Origin of the sequence: Vibrio sp. 10N.286.49.C3, from assembly GCF_041469545.1 — a bacterium.
Lineage (GTDB): Bacteria > Pseudomonadota > Gammaproteobacteria > Enterobacterales > Vibrionaceae > Vibrio > Vibrio tasmaniensis_A.
On record NZ_JBFRKT010000013.1, the window covers coordinates 40,371 to 56,997 of the forward strand.

At 42.0% G+C, this 16,627-nt stretch carries 17 protein-coding genes; 13 read left to right on the forward strand and 4 right to left on the reverse strand.

The window, feature by feature from the left end:
• Nucleotides 1-269: 269 nt before the first annotated feature.
• The 7 genes from pyrD (at nt 270) to rmf (ending at nt 8,992) form a co-directional block, all read left to right on the forward strand.
• Nucleotides 270-1,280 carry a quinone-dependent dihydroorotate dehydrogenase gene (gene pyrD, locus AB4180_RS07440; protein WP_017099304.1) on the forward strand — a complete coding sequence of 337 codons (1,011 nt, stop codon included), beginning with the start codon at nt 270-272 and terminating at the stop codon, nt 1,278-1,280.
• A 256-nt stretch (nt 1,281-1,536) separates the two neighbouring features.
• Nucleotides 1,537-2,091 (forward strand): cell division protein ZapC, encoded by a 555-nt coding sequence (locus AB4180_RS07445; protein ID WP_017099303.1) that lies wholly within the window; start codon nt 1,537-1,539, stop codon nt 2,089-2,091.
• 509 nt (nt 2,092-2,600) lie between these two features.
• Nucleotides 2,601-4,721 carry a bifunctional 23S rRNA (guanine(2069)-N(7))-methyltransferase RlmK/23S rRNA (guanine(2445)-N(2))-methyltransferase RlmL gene (gene rlmKL / locus AB4180_RS07450; protein WP_102249660.1) on the forward strand — a complete coding sequence of 707 codons (2,121 nt, stop codon included), beginning with the start codon at nt 2,601-2,603 and terminating at the stop codon, nt 4,719-4,721.
• Between the two features lie 25 nt (nt 4,722-4,746).
• Nucleotides 4,747-5,007 carry a glutaredoxin family protein gene (locus tag AB4180_RS07455; RefSeq protein WP_102249659.1) on the forward strand — a complete coding sequence of 87 codons (261 nt, stop codon included), beginning with the start codon at nt 4,747-4,749 and terminating at the stop codon, nt 5,005-5,007.
• A complete protein-coding gene (locus AB4180_RS07460; RefSeq protein WP_009846664.1) occupies nt 4,985-6,901 on the forward strand; it encodes an ABC transporter ATP-binding protein in 1,917 nt (638 codons plus the stop codon). Before AB4180_RS07455 ends, AB4180_RS07460 begins: the two co-directional genes overlap by 23 nt.
• 9 nt (nt 6,902-6,910) lie before the next feature.
• The gene (locus AB4180_RS07465) at nt 6,911-8,656 is read left to right on the forward strand and encodes a DUF3466 family protein (protein ID WP_102249658.1); all 1,746 of its coding nucleotides are present in this window, start codon (nt 6,911-6,913) and stop codon (nt 8,654-8,656) included.
• Between the two features lie 162 nt (nt 8,657-8,818).
• On the forward strand, nt 8,819-8,992 hold the full coding sequence (rmf, locus tag AB4180_RS07470) for a ribosome modulation factor (protein ID WP_009846667.1): 174 nt from the start codon (nt 8,819-8,821) through the stop codon (nt 8,990-8,992).
• Between the two features lie 368 nt (nt 8,993-9,360).
• Here rmf and fabA read toward each other — a convergent pair whose 3' ends face one another.
• Nucleotides 9,361-9,876 (reverse strand): bifunctional 3-hydroxydecanoyl-ACP dehydratase/trans-2-decenoyl-ACP isomerase, encoded by a 516-nt coding sequence (gene fabA, locus AB4180_RS07475; RefSeq protein WP_010440782.1) that lies wholly within the window; start codon nt 9,874-9,876, stop codon nt 9,361-9,363.
• A gap of 70 nt (nt 9,877-9,946) precedes the next feature.
• Nucleotides 9,947-11,599 (reverse strand): Lon protease family protein, encoded by a 1,653-nt coding sequence (locus AB4180_RS07480; protein WP_102249657.1) that lies wholly within the window; start codon nt 11,597-11,599, stop codon nt 9,947-9,949.
• Between the two features lie 189 nt (nt 11,600-11,788).
• Here AB4180_RS07480 and matP point away from each other — a divergent pair, with 189 nt between their 5' ends.
• The 3 genes from matP (at nt 11,789) to AB4180_RS07495 (ending at nt 12,992) form a co-directional block, all read left to right on the forward strand.
• Complete coding sequence (matP, locus tag AB4180_RS07485; protein WP_009846670.1) at nt 11,789-12,244, forward strand: macrodomain Ter protein MatP; 456 nt, start codon at nt 11,789-11,791, stop codon at nt 12,242-12,244.
• A gap of 23 nt (nt 12,245-12,267) precedes the next feature.
• Nucleotides 12,268-12,576 (forward strand): DUF3634 family protein, encoded by a 309-nt coding sequence (locus AB4180_RS07490; protein WP_012603889.1) that lies wholly within the window; start codon nt 12,268-12,270, stop codon nt 12,574-12,576.
• A gap of 104 nt (nt 12,577-12,680) precedes the next feature.
• The gene (locus AB4180_RS07495) at nt 12,681-12,992 is read left to right on the forward strand and encodes a hypothetical protein (RefSeq protein WP_102249656.1); all 312 of its coding nucleotides are present in this window, start codon (nt 12,681-12,683) and stop codon (nt 12,990-12,992) included.
• Nucleotides 12,993-13,152: 160 nt separating this feature from the next.
• On the opposite strand, the gene AB4180_RS07500 is transcribed toward AB4180_RS07495, so the two are convergent.
• On the reverse strand, nt 13,153-13,755 hold the full coding sequence (locus AB4180_RS07500; protein ID WP_102249674.1) for a DUF2971 domain-containing protein: 603 nt from the start codon (nt 13,753-13,755) through the stop codon (nt 13,153-13,155).
• 354 nt (nt 13,756-14,109) lie between these two features.
• Complete coding sequence (locus AB4180_RS07505) at nt 14,110-14,709, reverse strand: porin family protein (protein WP_017101102.1); 600 nt, start codon at nt 14,707-14,709, stop codon at nt 14,110-14,112.
• 220 nt (nt 14,710-14,929) lie between these two features.
• Here AB4180_RS07505 and AB4180_RS07510 point away from each other — a divergent pair, with 220 nt between their 5' ends.
• From AB4180_RS07510 to AB4180_RS07520, 3 genes are all read left to right on the forward strand, one after another.
• The gene (locus AB4180_RS07510; protein WP_050546904.1) at nt 14,930-15,289 is read left to right on the forward strand and encodes a hypothetical protein; all 360 of its coding nucleotides are present in this window, start codon (nt 14,930-14,932) and stop codon (nt 15,287-15,289) included.
• Complete coding sequence (locus AB4180_RS07515; protein WP_102249655.1) at nt 15,289-15,483, forward strand: hypothetical protein; 195 nt, start codon at nt 15,289-15,291, stop codon at nt 15,481-15,483. Before AB4180_RS07510 ends, AB4180_RS07515 begins: the two co-directional genes overlap by 1 nt.
• A 300-nt stretch (nt 15,484-15,783) precedes the next feature.
• Nucleotides 15,784-16,545, forward strand: coding sequence for a hypothetical protein (locus AB4180_RS07520; protein WP_102249654.1), 762 nt, complete (start codon nt 15,784-15,786; stop codon nt 16,543-16,545).
• The last annotated feature ends 82 nt before the right edge of the window (nt 16,546-16,627 follow it).

Consider the following 16,627-nt stretch of genomic DNA (forward strand, 5'->3'; position numbering starts at 1 on the left):
TCTAACGATTTTTGACGGACCCACTTCTTTTAACGGACCCACTTCGTGGACACCTTGCTTGTTGTTAAAAGAGTGGGTGGCTGTAATATGGTAGAGACTAGAAATGAGTAAACTGACTGCAGAAACGATAACGTTTGCTTAATAAAGAACCTCATTCGCTATCAAACTCGATTATCTTACCCTTACAGACAGTAATAGATTGAATAGTTGAGTAAATAAGTAAATAATATCGCCCCGTTTACACGGGGCTTTTTTCTATCGGAGGCACAATGCTCTACCGTCTAGCCAGAACTGGCTTTTTCCAACTTGATGCCGAAAAGGCACATGATCTTGCAATTCAAAATTTCAAACGCTTCACAGGCACTCCTATTGATCTTTTGTATCGCCAACAATTACCTAATCGACCTGTAGAATGCATGGGTCTTACTTTTAAAAACCCAGTTGGCCTAGCGGCTGGCCTAGATAAAAACGGCGAATGTATTGATGCATTTGGCGCAATGGGTTTTGGTTTCGTTGAAGTAGGAACGGTAACTCCTCGTCCACAAGCCGGTAATGACAAACCACGTCTGTTCCGTCTTGTTGAAGCTGAAGGTATCATCAACCGCATGGGGTTCAATAACTTAGGCGTCGACAACCTTATTGAGAACGTTAAGAAGTCGAACTACGACGGCATCTTAGGTATCAACATCGGTAAGAACAAAGACACACCAATTGAAAAGGGCGCTGAAGATTACTTGATCTGTATGGAGAAGGTATATCAATACGCTGGTTACATTGCTGTGAATATCTCTTCACCAAATACTCCAGGACTTCGTTCTCTACAATACGGCGAAGCTCTAGACGATCTATTGTCTGAACTTAAAACAAAACAATCTGAACTAGAAGAGAAGCATGGTAAATATGTTCCTCTTGCTCTTAAGATTGCTCCGGATCTAAGTGATGACGAAATTAGCCAAATTTGTGAATCATTGATCAAAAATAAGATCGATGGTGTGATCGCAACAAACACAACATTGGATCGTTCAATCGTTGAAGGCATGAAACATTGCGATGAAGCGGGTGGCCTAAGTGGACGTCCGGTTCAATCTCGCAGTACTGAAGTGGTTCGTAAACTTCACGAAGAGTTGGGTGACCAATTACCGATCATCGGGGTAGGTGGCGTTGACTCTTACGTTGCTGCGAAAGAGAAAATGATGGCAGGCGCGAAGCTTGTACAAGTTTACTCTGGTTTCATCTACAAAGGCCCAGGTCTTGTAGGCGACATCGTTAAGAATTTATAGTCCCGAAAACCAGAACTTTTATAAACCCAGAGCTTTTATAAACAGAGTTATCAAAAAGATTTGGTTATTTTAGGAAAGCTATAATTTGGCATCGTCTTACTAAAAGAGACACTGTAACTCACTGAGTTGTAGACAGAAGCGATAAGAAAGAGGAATTCATTTCCTCTTTTTTTTTGCCTATTGCTCAGTAAAATTACTGTAATTGAAGGTAATTTTGCGTTTTACCTAATGGAATGGTTCAACAGTGTGAGACGAAATGATGCTTAAACCTAGCGATACATGGAGTTGGTATTACGATGAGCAGCAATGTTCATTAATGCTAAACCTCGGAGAGGATATGATTTTCAAAACGAATCTGGTCCGCAATAAGCTGGTGGACTGCGCGTTTAGAGATAATGAATTCACCGTTGATGACGCATCTTCATACCAAACCTTCAAAGAACAAATTTCTGGCTTAGAACTGTCTGAGCCTCGCCAAGCTGAACTCGCACTATATTGTGTGGCAGCAAAGCGCTTCCACAAGCCAGTACAGCCTAAAAGCTGGTTCTTCGATTCACAAGGCGCTGGCCACGAATCTCCTCAAGAAGGGGATATCGTACAAATGAATAACGAGCATAGCCTAGGTTACTTCATTGTATTGGAAGTGGGAGAGTGTGCGAGCCTATGCGCATTTGTCGACTTAGAAGAGTTTCTGCTCACACCTTCAAAAGGGTTAAGCTTTGGAGACTCGATTAAGGTGATGCACGATAGGATGGTAGACGCGAACTCTATTCTTCATTTTCACCATACACATATTGCAATGGTCGGTTAATTCCCCAGTTTAGTTCATCATTTCTAACACACATTGCAACGCATAAACCTATCAAACCTTCCTTAGAATCGGCTCAATAGCCGATTTTTTTGTGCCTAAAAAACCTCATCCAGATAAATACATCACCGCTTAACTATTTAATTAGTGAACTTGTGACTGTTTTTTCATCTTAATTTCTGCCTATTTTCATCGGCAGAAGTGTAAATTACCTCCCTTTATTCCCTGTTTTTGTGCTTTTGTAGCTAACTTTCAGCCTTAAATTGACTCTGGTGTATACCAATTTCAGGGTGAATATAAATTCACACCGCCGCATTGGTCGATGTTTGGTCATAAATTGTGCTGATTCGATAAGTCTTATGTTCTAAGGGGATGTGGGTAAGCGATCGCTTCATGACTGTGTGTTTGCTAGCCAGTTAGTCGAAAGATTCAATGAAAAGACAAGTTTAGTGTGATGCTCTAATAACAAATTCAGGTATAATCGAGCTAATTTTTATCAATAAAAGAACACTATGAATCAATATCTAGCGGTTACCTCAAACGGCCTTGAGAATTTATTAGTTGAAGAACTAACCCAACTAGGGATTACAAATGCAAAACCTGTTCAAGCAGGTGTTAAATTCAAAGCGACCAATGAGCAAATTTATCGTTGTTGTTTATGGAGTCGTTTGGCTTCTAGATTTGTACGTGTCCTTTCTGAATTCACTTGTATGGACGACATGGATTTGTACCTATCAACCACTGCGGTTAACTGGGTAAATCAATTCCATAGCTCTAAGCGTTTTGTTGTTGACTTTAACGGTACAAACAACGAAATCCGTAATAGCCAATACGGTGCGATGAAAGTAAAAGATGCCGTTGTTGATAGCTTTGAGAAAAAGTCGTTGCCTCGTCCGTCTATCAGCAAAGAAAATCCAGATATTCGTATTCACGTTCGTCTACATCGTGATAAAGCGATTCTTGGTGTTGATATGGTAGGTAGCGGTCTTCACCAACGTGGTTATCGTCCAGAATCAGGCCGCGCACCATTGCGTGAAACCCTTGCTGCAGCGATTCTTCTTCGTAGTGGCTGGGATGCGACTAAGCCTTTCCTAGACCCAATGTGTGGTTCAGGTACGTTAGTGATTGAAGCGGCAATGATGGCTGCGAACATGGCTCCAGGTGTTAAACGCCAGAAGTGGTGTTTTGAATCACTAGAAGATTTTGAACCAGAACTGTGGGCTGAAGTGAAAGCTGAAGCGAACGTTCAAGGTCGTCGTGGCGTTAAGAAAGTAGAGTGTAAGTTCTATGGCTACGACAATGACGAGCGCATGATCAAAACAGCGCGTGACAATGCTCGTCGTGCTGGTGTTGAAGAGCTGATTGAATTCGAAGTAGGCGATGCTGCAAAGCTTAAGCGTCCTACAGAGTTTGCTGATGGTGTGATTGTTTCTAACCCACCTTATGGTGAGCGTCTTGGCACAGAGCCGGGTTTGATTGCACTTTACACGGCATTCGGTGCACAACTTAAAGCGGAATTTGGCGGTTGTAACGCGTCGATCTTCTCTAGTTCTGACGAACTGCTTAGCTGCTTACGTATGCGTGCAGACAAACAGTTCAAATTGAACAATGGTGCGTTACCGTGTCACCAAAAGAACTACTCAATTTCAGACCGTCCGATGTCAGAGCGTCCAACGGGTGAACAAGAGCAACTTATTGCCCCAGACTTCGCAAACCGTCTTAAAAAGAACATCGGAAAAATTGGCAAGTGGGCTAAGAAAGAGCAATTAGATTGTTACCGAATCTACGATGCGGACTTACCAGAATACAATGTAGCGATTGACGTATACCCAGGTCACCTAGTGATTCAAGAATACGCAGCACCTAAAGATGTACCGGAAGAGAAAGCAAAACGTCGCTTAACCGATATCATCCGTGCTTCTATTCAAGTCACTGGCGTTGAAGCAAACAACGTGGTTCTTAAGGTTCGTCAGAAGCAGAAAGGCCGATCTCAATATCAAAAAATGGCTCAAGACTCCTCTAACCTAGAAGTGAACGAATACGGCGTTAAGCTGATTGTTAATCTTCATGACTACTTAGATACGGGCTTGTTCTTAGATCATAAGATCACTCGTCGTCGTATCGGCGAAATGGCTGCAGGTAAAGATTTCCTTAACTTATTTGCTTACACAGGCAGTGCCTCTGTTCATGCTGCTGTGGGTGGCGCACGCTCTACAACAACCGTTGATATGTCTAATACCTACCTTGAGTGGGCAAAACAGAACATGGAGCTTAACGGCCGTGTTGGTCGTCAACATCAGTTTGTTCAAGCTGACTGCTTACAGTGGTTGGTTAAAGAGCAGGGTTCTTACGACCTGATCTTCATTGATCCCCCAACGTTCTCAAACTCTAAGCGTATGGATCAATCTTTTGATGTTCAGCGTGATCACATTCAATTGATGGAAAACCTTAAGCGTCTTCTTCGTGAAGAAGGCACGATTGTGTTCTCTAACAACAAGCGTCACTTCAAAATGGATGTAGAAGGCCTAGAAGCGTTAGGTCTCAAAGCTCAGAACATCTCATCTAAAACGCTTCCATTGGACTTCTCTCGTAACAAGCACATTCATAACTGCTGGTTGATTACACATAAGTAATTAAGAGATTGTATAAGGATATAGCGTGCTGACTCTCTACAGTACAGGAGGGTGCCATCTATGTGAGATGGCATTCAAACTCACGGAACAGTTAAACATTAGCCATCACGTCAACGTTGTCGACATTGCATTTGATGATGAGCTCTTTTCCCGTTACGGGGTCACTATTCCGGTGCTCAAATTTGAAAGCTCTGACTTTTCTCAAAGCTCAGAGCTTAACTGGCCATTTGGCTTGTTAGAACTTAATGATTGGTTAAAAAAGAATGGCATTACTTACAATTCATAACGGGCAATTAGCGTTTGGCGATCACCCGTTATTAGATCGTGCGGACTTTGCACTGCAAGAAAACGAACGTGTGTGTTTAGTAGGGCGCAATGGCGCGGGTAAGTCTACGTTAATGAAAATCCTGTCAGGGAACATCATCATGGACGACGGCAAGATGCAAATCACACAAGATGTGGTTGTGTCTCGCCTTGAGCAAGATCCACCGCGTAATGAAGAAGGCACCGTTTATGATTACGTTGCTGGTGGCCTAGCGGAAATCGGCGAACAGTTGAAGATCTATCATGATCTTTTGGATCTCATTGGTACTGACCCTAGCGAAAAGAACTTAAATCGTCTTACTCGTGTGCAAGAGCAGTTGGATCATGCCAACGCATGGCGTTTCGAAGATCGCGTAAGTAACGTAATGGCGGCGCTTAAACTCACTGCTGAAACAAAACTGACGGATTTGTCTGGTGGTTGGCAACGTAAAGCGGCGCTTGCTCGTGCGCTTGTATGTGACCCAGACGTGCTTCTACTCGACGAACCGACTAACCACCTAGATGTTGCGACAATCGAATGGTTAGAAGGCTTCCTGAAAGATTTCCGTGGTTCAATCATCTTTATCTCCCATGACCGTGCTTTCATCAAATCGATGGCAACTCGCATTGTTGATCTTGATCGCGGCAAGCTGAGCTCGTTCCCTGGCGATTACGAAAACTACTTGCTAGAGAAAGAAGAAGCGTTACGTGTCGAAGAGATGCAGAACGCTGAATTCGATAAAAAGCTTGCTCAAGAAGAAGTATGGATTCGTCAGGGCATTAAAGCTCGTCGAACGCGTAACGAAGGCCGTGTACGTGCACTTAAGAAGTTGCGTGAAGAGCGCATCAATCGTCGTGAAGTGCAGGGTAAAGCGGTTATTCAGATCGATGATGGTCAACGTTCAGGCAAGATTGTATTCGAAGCAGAGAATCTTAACTTTGGCTTTGAAGGCAAAGAGATCGTTAAAGATTTCAGCTTCAATATTATGCGTGGTGATCGTATTGCTCTGATCGGCCCTAATGGCTGTGGTAAGAGTACCGTACTTAAACTGCTTCTTGATCAGCTGAAGCCTGATTCTGGCCGTCTGCATTGTGGTACTAAACTTGAAGTGGCTTACTTCGACCAATACCGCGAAATCCTAGACCCTGAGAAGTCAGTAATTGACAATCTAGCGGATGGTAAGCAAGAAGTGACAGTAGGCGGCCGTGAGCGCCATGCACTGAGCTACCTACAAGATTTCTTGTTCTCTCCTAAACGTGCTCGCACTCCGGTGAAAGCACTGTCTGGTGGTGAGAAAAACCGTCTGTTATTAGCTCGTATTTTCCTTAAGTCGAATAACTTATTGATTCTCGATGAGCCAACCAACGATCTAGATATCGAAACTTTGGAACTTTTAGAAGATTTGCTTGCCAACTATCAGGGTACGCTTCTTTTAGTGAGCCACGATCGACAGTTTGTTGATAACACGGTTATGACAAGTTGGATATTTGAAGGCAACGGCGTTGTTGAAGAATTTGTTGGTGGTTACCACGATGCTCAGCAACAAAGAAAGCAGGCTATAGAGTACCGACAGGTTGAAAAGCCATCAAAGCCAGAGAAAGTAGTTGAGGAAACTCCCAAAACTGCGCCAGTTAAGGCTAAAGCTAAGAAGTTATCGTATAAGCTACAACGAGAACTAGAAGCGCTACCTTTGCGTTTGGAAGAATTGGAAACTCAAATTGAAACTCTTCAGGAAGAAGTCAACGATCCTAGCTTCTTTTCAAAATCTGTAGAGCAGACACAACCAGTATTAGATAAGCTATCTGCAGCAGAGCAGGAGCTTGAAGTTGCTTTTGAGCGCTGGGAAGAGCTCGAGGCACTACAACAGGAAAGTTAAGAAGTAATCATGACTTGTAATAAATTTAAATTAACAACAGTTGCAGCCTTAGTTTTGGCTGCAACTAACGCGAATGCTGCACTGTACAAGGTAGTTGAAGTCGCGACTCCTAGCTCAATTGTCGGAGCTTCTGAAACGTTTGGTGTCGCGATTCAACCAGCGGCGGTTACCGGAACTGAAAGTTGTTTTACCGCTGGTACTATCGGTGGTGTCGCTTGTGATAGCTTTAAGCTAGCAGGTGAAACTCGTAATTCGCTTGAAGCCATTAGTTACCGTGAAGAAGTTCCTTTCGCTATGGATGCTGTCTTCCAATATTTACAAGAGTTCGATGACTTCAAAAACTATTGTAAACGTGAACTAAGATATTCCACATGTGAAAGCTGGGCGAAAACTCGCTGGGAAGATACTTGGTTTAAGGAAAGAAACAACCTGAGTTATGTAAATGCAAAGGCATTTATAGAAGGCGGGGCAATACTCGATACTCGCAATACAGTGATCAACTCCCTTTATGTGAACGACGCATCAGAAGTTAAGCCTTTAGGTATCAAATCAGAAGGTAGCATTCGTAATAACGCAATCTTTACAACGTCACCAAATGGGCCTGCAGGATCTTCTGAGACTCGTGCATGGAAAGCTATCAAAGCAAGTAATGGTATTGTTTACAATGTAGGTAGTGTTTCTACTAGTGAAACCATTACGGAGACGTCAACGCCGGATCCTGTATTTAGTTCAAAAGCTGCTATTTGGGATGGTACGAATACCAAGCAAATCGATTGGACTCGTGGTGGAACTGCTAGACAAGGCGATTACTATGCTCAAGGTAGCATGCGTTCAATTGCCGAATCGGATACTAAGTTTTATGGCGTAGGCTACAATACTGTTGATGGTAGTCGTGATCTGCAAGATATGAATGCATCTGTATTCATCAGTAAATCTCTGGACTTAGCTGACAGCGCGAATACTTGGACGACCAAATCAATTGAGGGGGCTAAGGTCAACTCTAACTCGTCTAATGATTACAAATACAGTAACTCTGTAGCGACCGATATCAACAAAAACTTGTTTGTTATTGGTAACTCTAAGCGTAATGGTCGAGTGCCTGAAAATGGTAGCGCAGGCAGTAAGATGTTCGTTGTTACTGATGCTTCAGCTGCGACTCCAACAGCGACATACCTAACGGGTGGTATCTTCTTTGCTGGTTCGAGTGGTGAAGCTAGAGCCGTTAACAACTTCAATGAAATTGTTGGTCAAGTTGACGCAGAAACAACGCGTGAAGTTGATGGCAGTGAGCGTAGACACCGTGGCTTTATTTATCCATATCAAGCAACGGGTACTGACCCGTCAAGAATTGATCTGTTTCAGAACAAAGCTTGGTTTTTAGATGATCTAACTAACGATGGCAACGTTTCTGGAGAGAACAACAAGTTCCGAATCATTGATGCTTCAGGTATCAACGATGCGGGTGTTATCTCTGCAACAGCTATAAAATGTATGATCGATACAAATGGAGACGGTAGAGGTAACGATGAACGAGCCTACGATACAACGTCTCACAACTCATACTGTGCTGGTGCTGCGTCTAATGCAGTAGAAGAGGTTGTTGCGGTTAAATTGATTCCTATCGAAGGTAAAGGTAAGAGTGATATCCAAGCTCGTAGTACTGATACAGCAAAGGTCGATCGTAAAGGCGGTAGCTTAGGTTGGTTCGCTTTGACTGTACTCGGCTTATTAGGGTTCCGTAGAAAATTTAAATAATTTCATCTCTTGAGCCCGAGTTCACAATTCTGAATTCGGGCTTTTTTTTCGCCTTGAGAAAAGTGAAAAACTGGTCGATTCTTAAAGTTGGAGTCACAAAAACTCCGCAAAGTTGTAATCATTGTATGTTAGTAAATAGAACACCCGTATGAGGACTGCACTATGAAGAGACAAAAGCGTGATCGACTAGAGCGAGCACAATCTCAAGGCTACAAAGCTGGTATAAACGGTAGGTCACAAGAAGCTTGCCCATATAGCCAAATGGATTCTCGGTCTTATTGGTTAGGTGGTTGGCGTGACGCCAAAGGTGATAAGCAATCAGGTCTCTATAAATAGATAGGGCGGAACATATTCAAAGATCAAGGCTCCATTGTTGTACAGCAGTGGAGCCTTGTTAGTTTCTGATTGGGACGATAATACCAATCGTAGTAAATAACTTTTCACTCTAGCTTGCTAAAAAGCTCGATAACTTCGTTAGAATGTTTGATTGTAGAATAATGGCGCAGAGAGCTAACACCTTAAGCTGATACTTATAGCGGAATACATAGTTGCTGGTGGACTAATACAGTACAGTTTCGGGATAAGAAAGTTTGTTTAACCAGCACACTCTAGTGCACTATAACTAAATTTATTGGAGTGAAAATAAAGCAGCCATTGGCTGCTTTATTAAAATCTAACTGCGTTATTCTAATTAAACAGTTGGATTAGAATGCTGACGTATCTTGGAAAAGGCCAACTTTCAAATCTTTAGCAACATAAATCTCTTTGCCATCAACAAGTACGCGACCATCTGCAAGGCCCATAACTAGGCGACGGTTAACAACACGCTTCATGTGGATTTCGTAAGTCACTTTTTTCGCAGTAGGTAGGATTTGGCCAGTGAATTTCACTTCGCCTACACCTAAAGCACGGCCTTTACCTTTGCCGCCAACCCAACCAAGGTAGAAGCCAACAAGCTGCCACATTGCATCAAGTCCTAGACAACCAGGCATTACTGGGTCACCAGGGAAGTGGCAGTCGAAGAACCATAGGTCAGGAGTAATATCCAGTTCAGCAAGAATCAAACCTTTACCGAAATCACCTTCAGTCTCAGACATTTTAGTGATGCGATCCATCATCAACATGTTCGGTGCTGGTAGTTGAGGACCTTCAGGCCATAATTCGCCTTGGCTTGATGCTAGAAGATCTTCGCGAGTGTAAGAATCACGTTTGTTTTGCATTATCAATTACTCCAATTTTTGATAGGTGCATATTAGTGAACAGGTGTACGCTAAACAAGTCCGATCAGTACTAGACAAACCAGTTTTTAATGCGTCCAACAATTCCAATAGGGTGCTCATGTCTTTCAAAGTTTTCAATACGTTCCGCAATTTTGCTCAGAACGCTTTCTTGTTCATCGTCTCTAAATGGTTTGTTCATAATAAGAGGAATAGCTTCATCTACATTAGAGACAGACCAAATATGGAATTCTTTGTTTTTGATGCTTTCAATTAGGTCTGGCTTCAGAGCAAGATGTCGTAAGTTAGATCTTGGAAGGATCACACCTTGTTCGCCAGTTAACCCGTTGTGTTTACACACATGATAGAAGCCTTCGATTTTCTCGTTTAGCCCACCAACTGCTTGTACACGACCGAATTGGTCGACAGCACCGGTTACCGCTATTTGTTGATTGATAGGGTATTCCGACAAAGCACTGACCAAAGAGCAAAGCTCAGCAAGAGAAGCACTATCGCCATCAACTTCGCAGTATGATTGCTCAAACACAACAGAAGCAGCATAGGGCAACGGATCTTCAAGGTTTAATGCGCTGCTTACAAATGCTTGCATGATCATCATGCCTTTGGCGTGAAGGTTACCACCGAGTTCCGCTTTGCGTTCAACGTCGGCAATATCACCATCACCAAAGTGGATAACACATGAAATTCGGGCTGGTTCACCATACGATACAGGGTGTCCTGGTACATCGATAACCGTCAGACCATTAACTTGTCCAACTTGTTCACCCTCGGTTTCGATAATAACTTGGCCATCTCGAATATCATCAAGAGCACGTTCAGGTAAGTACGATTCGCGGTTGTATTTGTGTTGTTGTGCTTGCTGAATATGGTGACCATCAATCTCACCATGGTCGGCTTCAATCAAAGCTTCGTTCAATAACGCATTGTGCCAAATCGGGCATAACGGTATATAGCTTTGGTCTTCAGTTTCTCTCGCACCAGCAGTAAGAATGCCTGTCACCGCCTGTCGCGTGATGTTTGGCAATTCATAACGTTGTTGGAGCCATTTAAGGTAACCAAGATATTGCGTCAACGTCTCTTCTGTTAGCTTTATGTCTTGTTCAATTTCACTGAATAGGCAGAAACCAGTTTGAATATCACTGTCTAGATAATCAAGATCGCCGAGTTGAGCTCGGTCTCCAACCACAATCAACTTAATATTGTAGGTAAGCGGTAAAGATGGAGATTGGTTTAAGTGTTCTGGGTTGCTACTGATGGGCTCTACGGCCTCACCAAGAAGTGCAGACTTAAGCAGTAACCAGCTTCCCGGGTTTGCTAGAATTAAGTTGGCTGAAACAATCAGATAACCATTGTTCGCTCTAGCCAGTAAGCCAGGCTTTGTCGCAACGACTTGGCCATCTTTTGATTGAACTTGGTCAAACAGAGAGACAGCATTTAAAGACTCAGTTTTTATTACTGGTAACGTGTGATCATCTAGAGCAGTAACTAAAGATTCAACAATCATTTGACGATAGATCGAATTGTCCGGAGCGTTGACAAGTAAAACACGCGAAAGGTTGGACAAGCGGACAAAGCGGGTTAACGCATCGTTGAATCTATGTTGAATGTCTGAAAATGGGAAAGGCGAGATGTCAGGGAATTGCTCTAATTGAGCGCTATATTCGTCGTACTGAGGCGTAACATGTCGCCAATCTACTAGAGTCATTTAAGTTTCTGATTATGATAATGAGGTAGGGAGTATATAGAAAAACCGATCTCGCTTGTAGCTCTATGTTGTAGTTACTAATCACTAAGCTAATATAAGTATGATCTTGGTCTATTCTTTCAAGACAACAATTGTTAAATAGCCTATTTTGGGTTACGCTGTCACTAGGATTAACTCTCGAGATTAGACATGAAATATCAGCAACTTGAAAACTTGGAATGTGGTTGGAAATGGAACTATCTGGTCAAAAAATGGAAAGAAGGCGAGTCGATCACCTGCCATATTGATTCAAGTGAAGCTGACGTTGCTGTACAAGCCTTATTGAAGCTTGAACACCAACCAACAGGTGTTCTTGAGTGGATATCTGACAACATGTCTCCTGAGCTCGATAACAAGCTCAAGCAAGCGATTCGAGCTAAGCGAAAGCGTCACTTTAATGCTGAACAAGTTCACACTAAGAAAAAATCAATCGACCTTGATTATCGTGTATGGGAAAAGCTATCCCAGCGTGCGAACGAGCTAGGTTGTACGCTATCAGATGCCATCGAGTATTTGGTAAGCGAAGCATCTCGTAGTGAACAGGCCAGCAAGACAGTAACCAATCTTAAAGAAGATTTAAGCAAGCTCCTTTCTGACGATAAATAATCATCAACAGTAGTGGTGACATTATGATGTATGTAATCTTAATCGGTGCAGCGTTGGTTTTTTGGTTAGTCGCGGTTGATAGGCCGGTATTGAAAATCAAATTTAACGATGGGGCGATCGAACAAGTTAAAGGTCATCTTCCACCCAGCTTTAAGCACAACCTTCAAGAGATTGGCCACAACAACACTTTTAAAGGTGAATTAAAAGTGTACGCAAAGCGCTCTGGTTATAATCTCAAGTTCACAAAGGATGTACCTAAGAACGTGCAACAACGTATTCGTAATGTATTCCCGCATAACGGCTTCAAATCTAAAGGCTCAAAGAAGGCGTAATGGTCAAGAATTACGTCTTATCTTGTCAATCTTCATACTAAGTTAGTTCTTCGCTTGCCTTAACCATCGTCATACTGTTCTCAGTTCCAATAAAGGAGAACAGTATGAGATATCTAATCCTTTTGTTGTTTTTTTCATCCCCAGTCGTATTTCCCGACGATGCATTGGTTAATCCGGTAGCCAAAAAAATCAAAGCCACGGTCATGAAAGGACTAAAAAAGAGCAATGTTGAAATTGATGGTTATTGTGACCTGATGATTGAAATGAAGCACTCCAAAGGTTACACAAAAATCAAGAGAGTGAGAACGTCCGGCGATAGTAAAGCTTGTAGACAGGCGAAACAGCACTTACCAACCAAGAAAAACTTCAAATACAGTTTTCCAGAAAAGTTCATCCGACTTCATATCACAAACTGACCATTATAATGCACTATAACTAAATGATATTAATATGATTGTCTAAAACGCCAATGAATACGAGTGAATTACGGTGATCTGACTAAGATGTTAATTTGTTGCACTGTCACCTTATATAAGCAAATATGTCTCGTAGGGCGTTCATTTTACTGATATCTATTTAACAGAAGGTGCCAAATGTACACGAATCTTGTTTAGCGACAGCGTGTTTAACGGGGATGCCGAGGTGTTGGCAAGTCATTAGTACCTTTAGTTTTCTATCGGCAGGAGCGTGTTCTGAGAGAATCACAGAGCTTATACACTCTTTATTCAGATACAGCTTGTTGCCAATAATCTCTTCATTGGGCAGTACCCAGCGATATTCTTTTTCGTAACGCCAGTTTGAATGTTTGATTCCAAGTACGCTCGCGGCTAATTTCGATGCTTTTAAGTCAACTAGCGAAGGAGTACTAAGCATGCTTGGGTTGTCAGCATACTGAACTTCAAAGCAATTGAGATCTGCCTCACCGTGATAACAGTTAAGATCATACTCAATACACATACCTTTAAAGTTATCACCATACTGAGACCAAAGTATGGGATGGTCATTCGATTGAGAGAAGCACATAACCTTGAAGTCATTCTGAAGTTCTTTGTTGAACAGGTGATGAGATTCAAAAGGGTTATTAAAGGTCTTCGCGGAATCAAACCACAACGAACACTCGGATATCGATTGTATGTTTCTATCGTGAAGAGATCTGAACTTATAAAGTTTAGGCAACATATCAAACACCTGGTTTACAACATTGTCTGATGTTAACACTATAATTCATAATGTAAGCGTGAATGCATAGTGTTTGCTTGCTTAGTCACCAAGTTTAATCATATAACTGATTGATAGATCAAAATTTAAACACGAAATAGCAGCCTGTTTGAGTGATTTATCTTGCAGTAGCGCTGGTTTTTCTAATAAGTTGCAACGTAACTTTATATTGGTGGAGGAATAGGCCTATATTTGGAGGCAATGTAAAGGAAGTTAAGTGAACCAATAATGATAAATCCGACCTCAAAGAGATCGGACTATTTGCAATGCTAGGCTAGTTGACCGCTATAAATTGGTCTAGTCATTGAAGGAACTTTAGAAATGGTATCTTGCACCAATGTATGCTGTTTTGGATGAAACATCGATGGATTCTATTTCAATATGTGCAGAGCGGTAACCGATATGAACGTCGATGTTATCGGTAATTATTGCGCCAAATTCTCCACCGATTTGGTAAGCGGCCTCAGATTCAGAAGCTGAGAGCCCAAAGGCTTTGATTTCCGTATCAATAGATCCAACGCCTGCTAACAGGGAGACATACAAATCCAATACGTCGCCTTTAACGATGAATTTGGGTTTAACATTCACGAAGAAGGCTTGGCCTTCCATATCCATCATTTGAGCAAAGTTAACTTTGCCAATTTTCCGGTACTCCGCTTCTAATCCCAGCTTTACTACATCGTGTGTATTGAACTCATAACCGCCAACTAAGTTATAACTCAAGTCAGCTAGATCAGAAGAATCTTCAATTTTGCTACCGCGGTATTCTAATTCGGTTTCATTATAAAATCCGACATCTACACCTGCATAAAAATGACCAAGCTCTTTAGCTGCTGTGTCATTTTCATTAGCAAGCGCGTATGAACTCATGCCAAAAGCGGTGAATAGTGATAGGGCAACCATACCGATTTTCATATTAAGCCTTTTATATAATAAGTTATTGATTCCTTGAATACCTTACCAAATGTAGAGCTTTTAAACTAATAATGGTTTTGTGTAACCATCTGATTTTATGAACTTATTATCGATATAAACATCAATACGAAGCAACATGATTCGATTTTTCTCATATCGCTTTATATTTACACAATCAGTATGCCCTTAGCCAAACACAACAAGGTGGCGGGTAGGGAAACTGCTTAATCAAAACAAAGCTGAGGCGTTAAAGCGTAAAGATGAACTCGAAAATGAGAAGCATCAGGCAAGGGTACGGCGATTACAAAATGGTGAAGAGCAGGCCAGTAGCCTTGATGACATAAGCATTAGAGATAGGGGATTTAAGGATGAATTTATCCTGCTCGTCGTCTTCGTACCACTCATCTTGTCTTTCATTCCCAATTACGCGCCGTATGTCGAACAAGGCTTCAATGCACTGCAGAACATCCCTAACCCTTATTGGTTTGTCTTAGGTGCTGTTGTGGTCGATACGCTAGGCATGCGTGCCATGGTGCGATACCTACTTGAATACTACGCATCTCGATGGAAAACGAAGTGATGGCGTACCTCGATGCGTTAATCATTGCACTAATTACAGGTGGAGTCTCAAGCCTTGGCACGATTGCGGCTTTGAAAACGGACGTCAACTGGATAAAACGAGTACAGCAAGACCAAGAGCAACGGATACGGAAACTGGAGATACCCAATGAAAGGACACAAGTGCAAAGGCCGCCGACCAAACGGCCAACTTAAGAAAGGATATACACTCAAGAACGGGCGTGTTGTAAGGGCGAATACTACGCGAAAATGCTATAAAAAACGGCGATAAAGTAACCAATACTAAGAGCTGCTTTTTATCAAAGTGGCTCTTTTTTTATACGTTATATAAGAGCTTGCAACTTTAGCATCTAGTTTTATATGTAAGGTTTTAAATCACTGTTATAAATAGGGTTAATGGGTATAATTGCCTTCCTAAAACCAGACTAGGAGAAAATTTGTATGCGAATGCAGAATTTTTTCTTTTTAGTGGTTCTTGTTTTTTAGGAGTAGTCAATGAGTATTGGAAAGTTAGAAGGTTATAGTATTTCAGCTTTTAGCGGTAAGGTTTCAAAGGACATTGCTCATACGTACGTGGTTGCAAGTAATGGGAACCGTTGGGGATGTTTTGGGACAGCTACTGGTGGTGACCACCTTGAGCAAGGAATAGGTGATCTAGTTGTTGCAGAAAAGATAGCGGGCTTTAGGTCATGGGCTGGATTAGTGTACGGAATAACGGGCGTATGTCATCAAGCGTCGAACCGAATTCTTTCTCCTAGTGAAGTAACTGTTCGCAGAGCTGGAGGTTACTTTTTATCAGTGTCGAGTTTCGGAGAGTATGGTGTAGGAGATGTCAGTTGGTCTAAACGACAAGCAAAAAGCGGGCAATCTTTTAGCAGTACATACAACTCAGGGACTTCGAGCTTACTGAATTCCTTAGAGCGGCATCAACATAACCTACACACATACCAAATGAACCCGCAGGCTTCATTAGAAGCTGTTTCCTATGACCCTCAGGACCGCAGAAAAGAAAAGATTTTTGGAAAAATAGCTCGTAAATGGCAACTGGTTGCTATCGAATCCGCGATCGATTACGTCAAAGGCAATATGGGAATAATGCAATATGCAAATAGTATAAATGACGAGGCAACACAGTTCATCCATAGCACTGTTGGTATTCTAGGCCATTCGGCAACAGAGCGTATTATGAATATGGAATTTACAGAGGAGACCAAGTTCAAGCTAATTGAATCGTCAAAAATGGATGTTCAGAACTAATATACAGTCGTTAAGTTTACGGTGGAGTAGCTAACATATTTATCGATCTGTTAGCTACCTAGAGGCTTTGTTGCGTAATTAA

Excerpts from the sequence above, each read along its gene's own strand:
- pyrD (WP_017099304.1), top strand. The coding sequence starts at position 270 with ATGCTCTACCGTCTAGCCAGAACTGGCTTTTTCCAACTTGATGCCGAA.
- AB4180_RS07445 (WP_017099303.1), top strand. The coding sequence starts at position 1,537 with ATGATGCTTAAACCTAGCGATACATGGAGTTGGTATTACGATGAGCAG.
- rlmKL (WP_102249660.1), top strand. The coding sequence starts at position 2,601 with ATGAATCAATATCTAGCGGTTACCTCAAACGGCCTTGAGAATTTATTA.
- AB4180_RS07460 (WP_009846664.1), top strand. The coding sequence starts at position 4,985 with ATGGCATTACTTACAATTCATAACGGGCAATTAGCGTTTGGCGATCAC.
- AB4180_RS07465 (WP_102249658.1), top strand. The coding sequence starts at position 6,911 with ATGACTTGTAATAAATTTAAATTAACAACAGTTGCAGCCTTAGTTTTG.
- rmf (WP_009846667.1), top strand. The coding sequence starts at position 8,819 with ATGAAGAGACAAAAGCGTGATCGACTAGAGCGAGCACAATCTCAAGGC.
- fabA (WP_010440782.1), bottom strand. The coding sequence starts at position 9,876 with ATGCAAAACAAACGTGATTCTTACACTCGCGAAGATCTTCTAGCATCA.
- AB4180_RS07480 (WP_102249657.1), bottom strand. The coding sequence starts at position 11,599 with ATGACTCTAGTAGATTGGCGACATGTTACGCCTCAGTACGACGAATAT.
- matP (WP_009846670.1), top strand. The coding sequence starts at position 11,789 with ATGAAATATCAGCAACTTGAAAACTTGGAATGTGGTTGGAAATGGAAC.
- AB4180_RS07490 (WP_012603889.1), top strand. The coding sequence starts at position 12,268 with ATGATGTATGTAATCTTAATCGGTGCAGCGTTGGTTTTTTGGTTAGTC.
- AB4180_RS07495 (WP_102249656.1), top strand. The coding sequence starts at position 12,681 with ATGAGATATCTAATCCTTTTGTTGTTTTTTTCATCCCCAGTCGTATTT.
- AB4180_RS07500 (WP_102249674.1), bottom strand. The coding sequence starts at position 13,755 with ATGTTGCCTAAACTTTATAAGTTCAGATCTCTTCACGATAGAAACATA.
- AB4180_RS07505 (WP_017101102.1), bottom strand. The coding sequence starts at position 14,709 with ATGAAAATCGGTATGGTTGCCCTATCACTATTCACCGCTTTTGGCATG.
- AB4180_RS07515 (WP_102249655.1), top strand. The coding sequence starts at position 15,289 with ATGGCGTACCTCGATGCGTTAATCATTGCACTAATTACAGGTGGAGTC.
- AB4180_RS07520 (WP_102249654.1), top strand. The coding sequence starts at position 15,784 with ATGAGTATTGGAAAGTTAGAAGGTTATAGTATTTCAGCTTTTAGCGGT.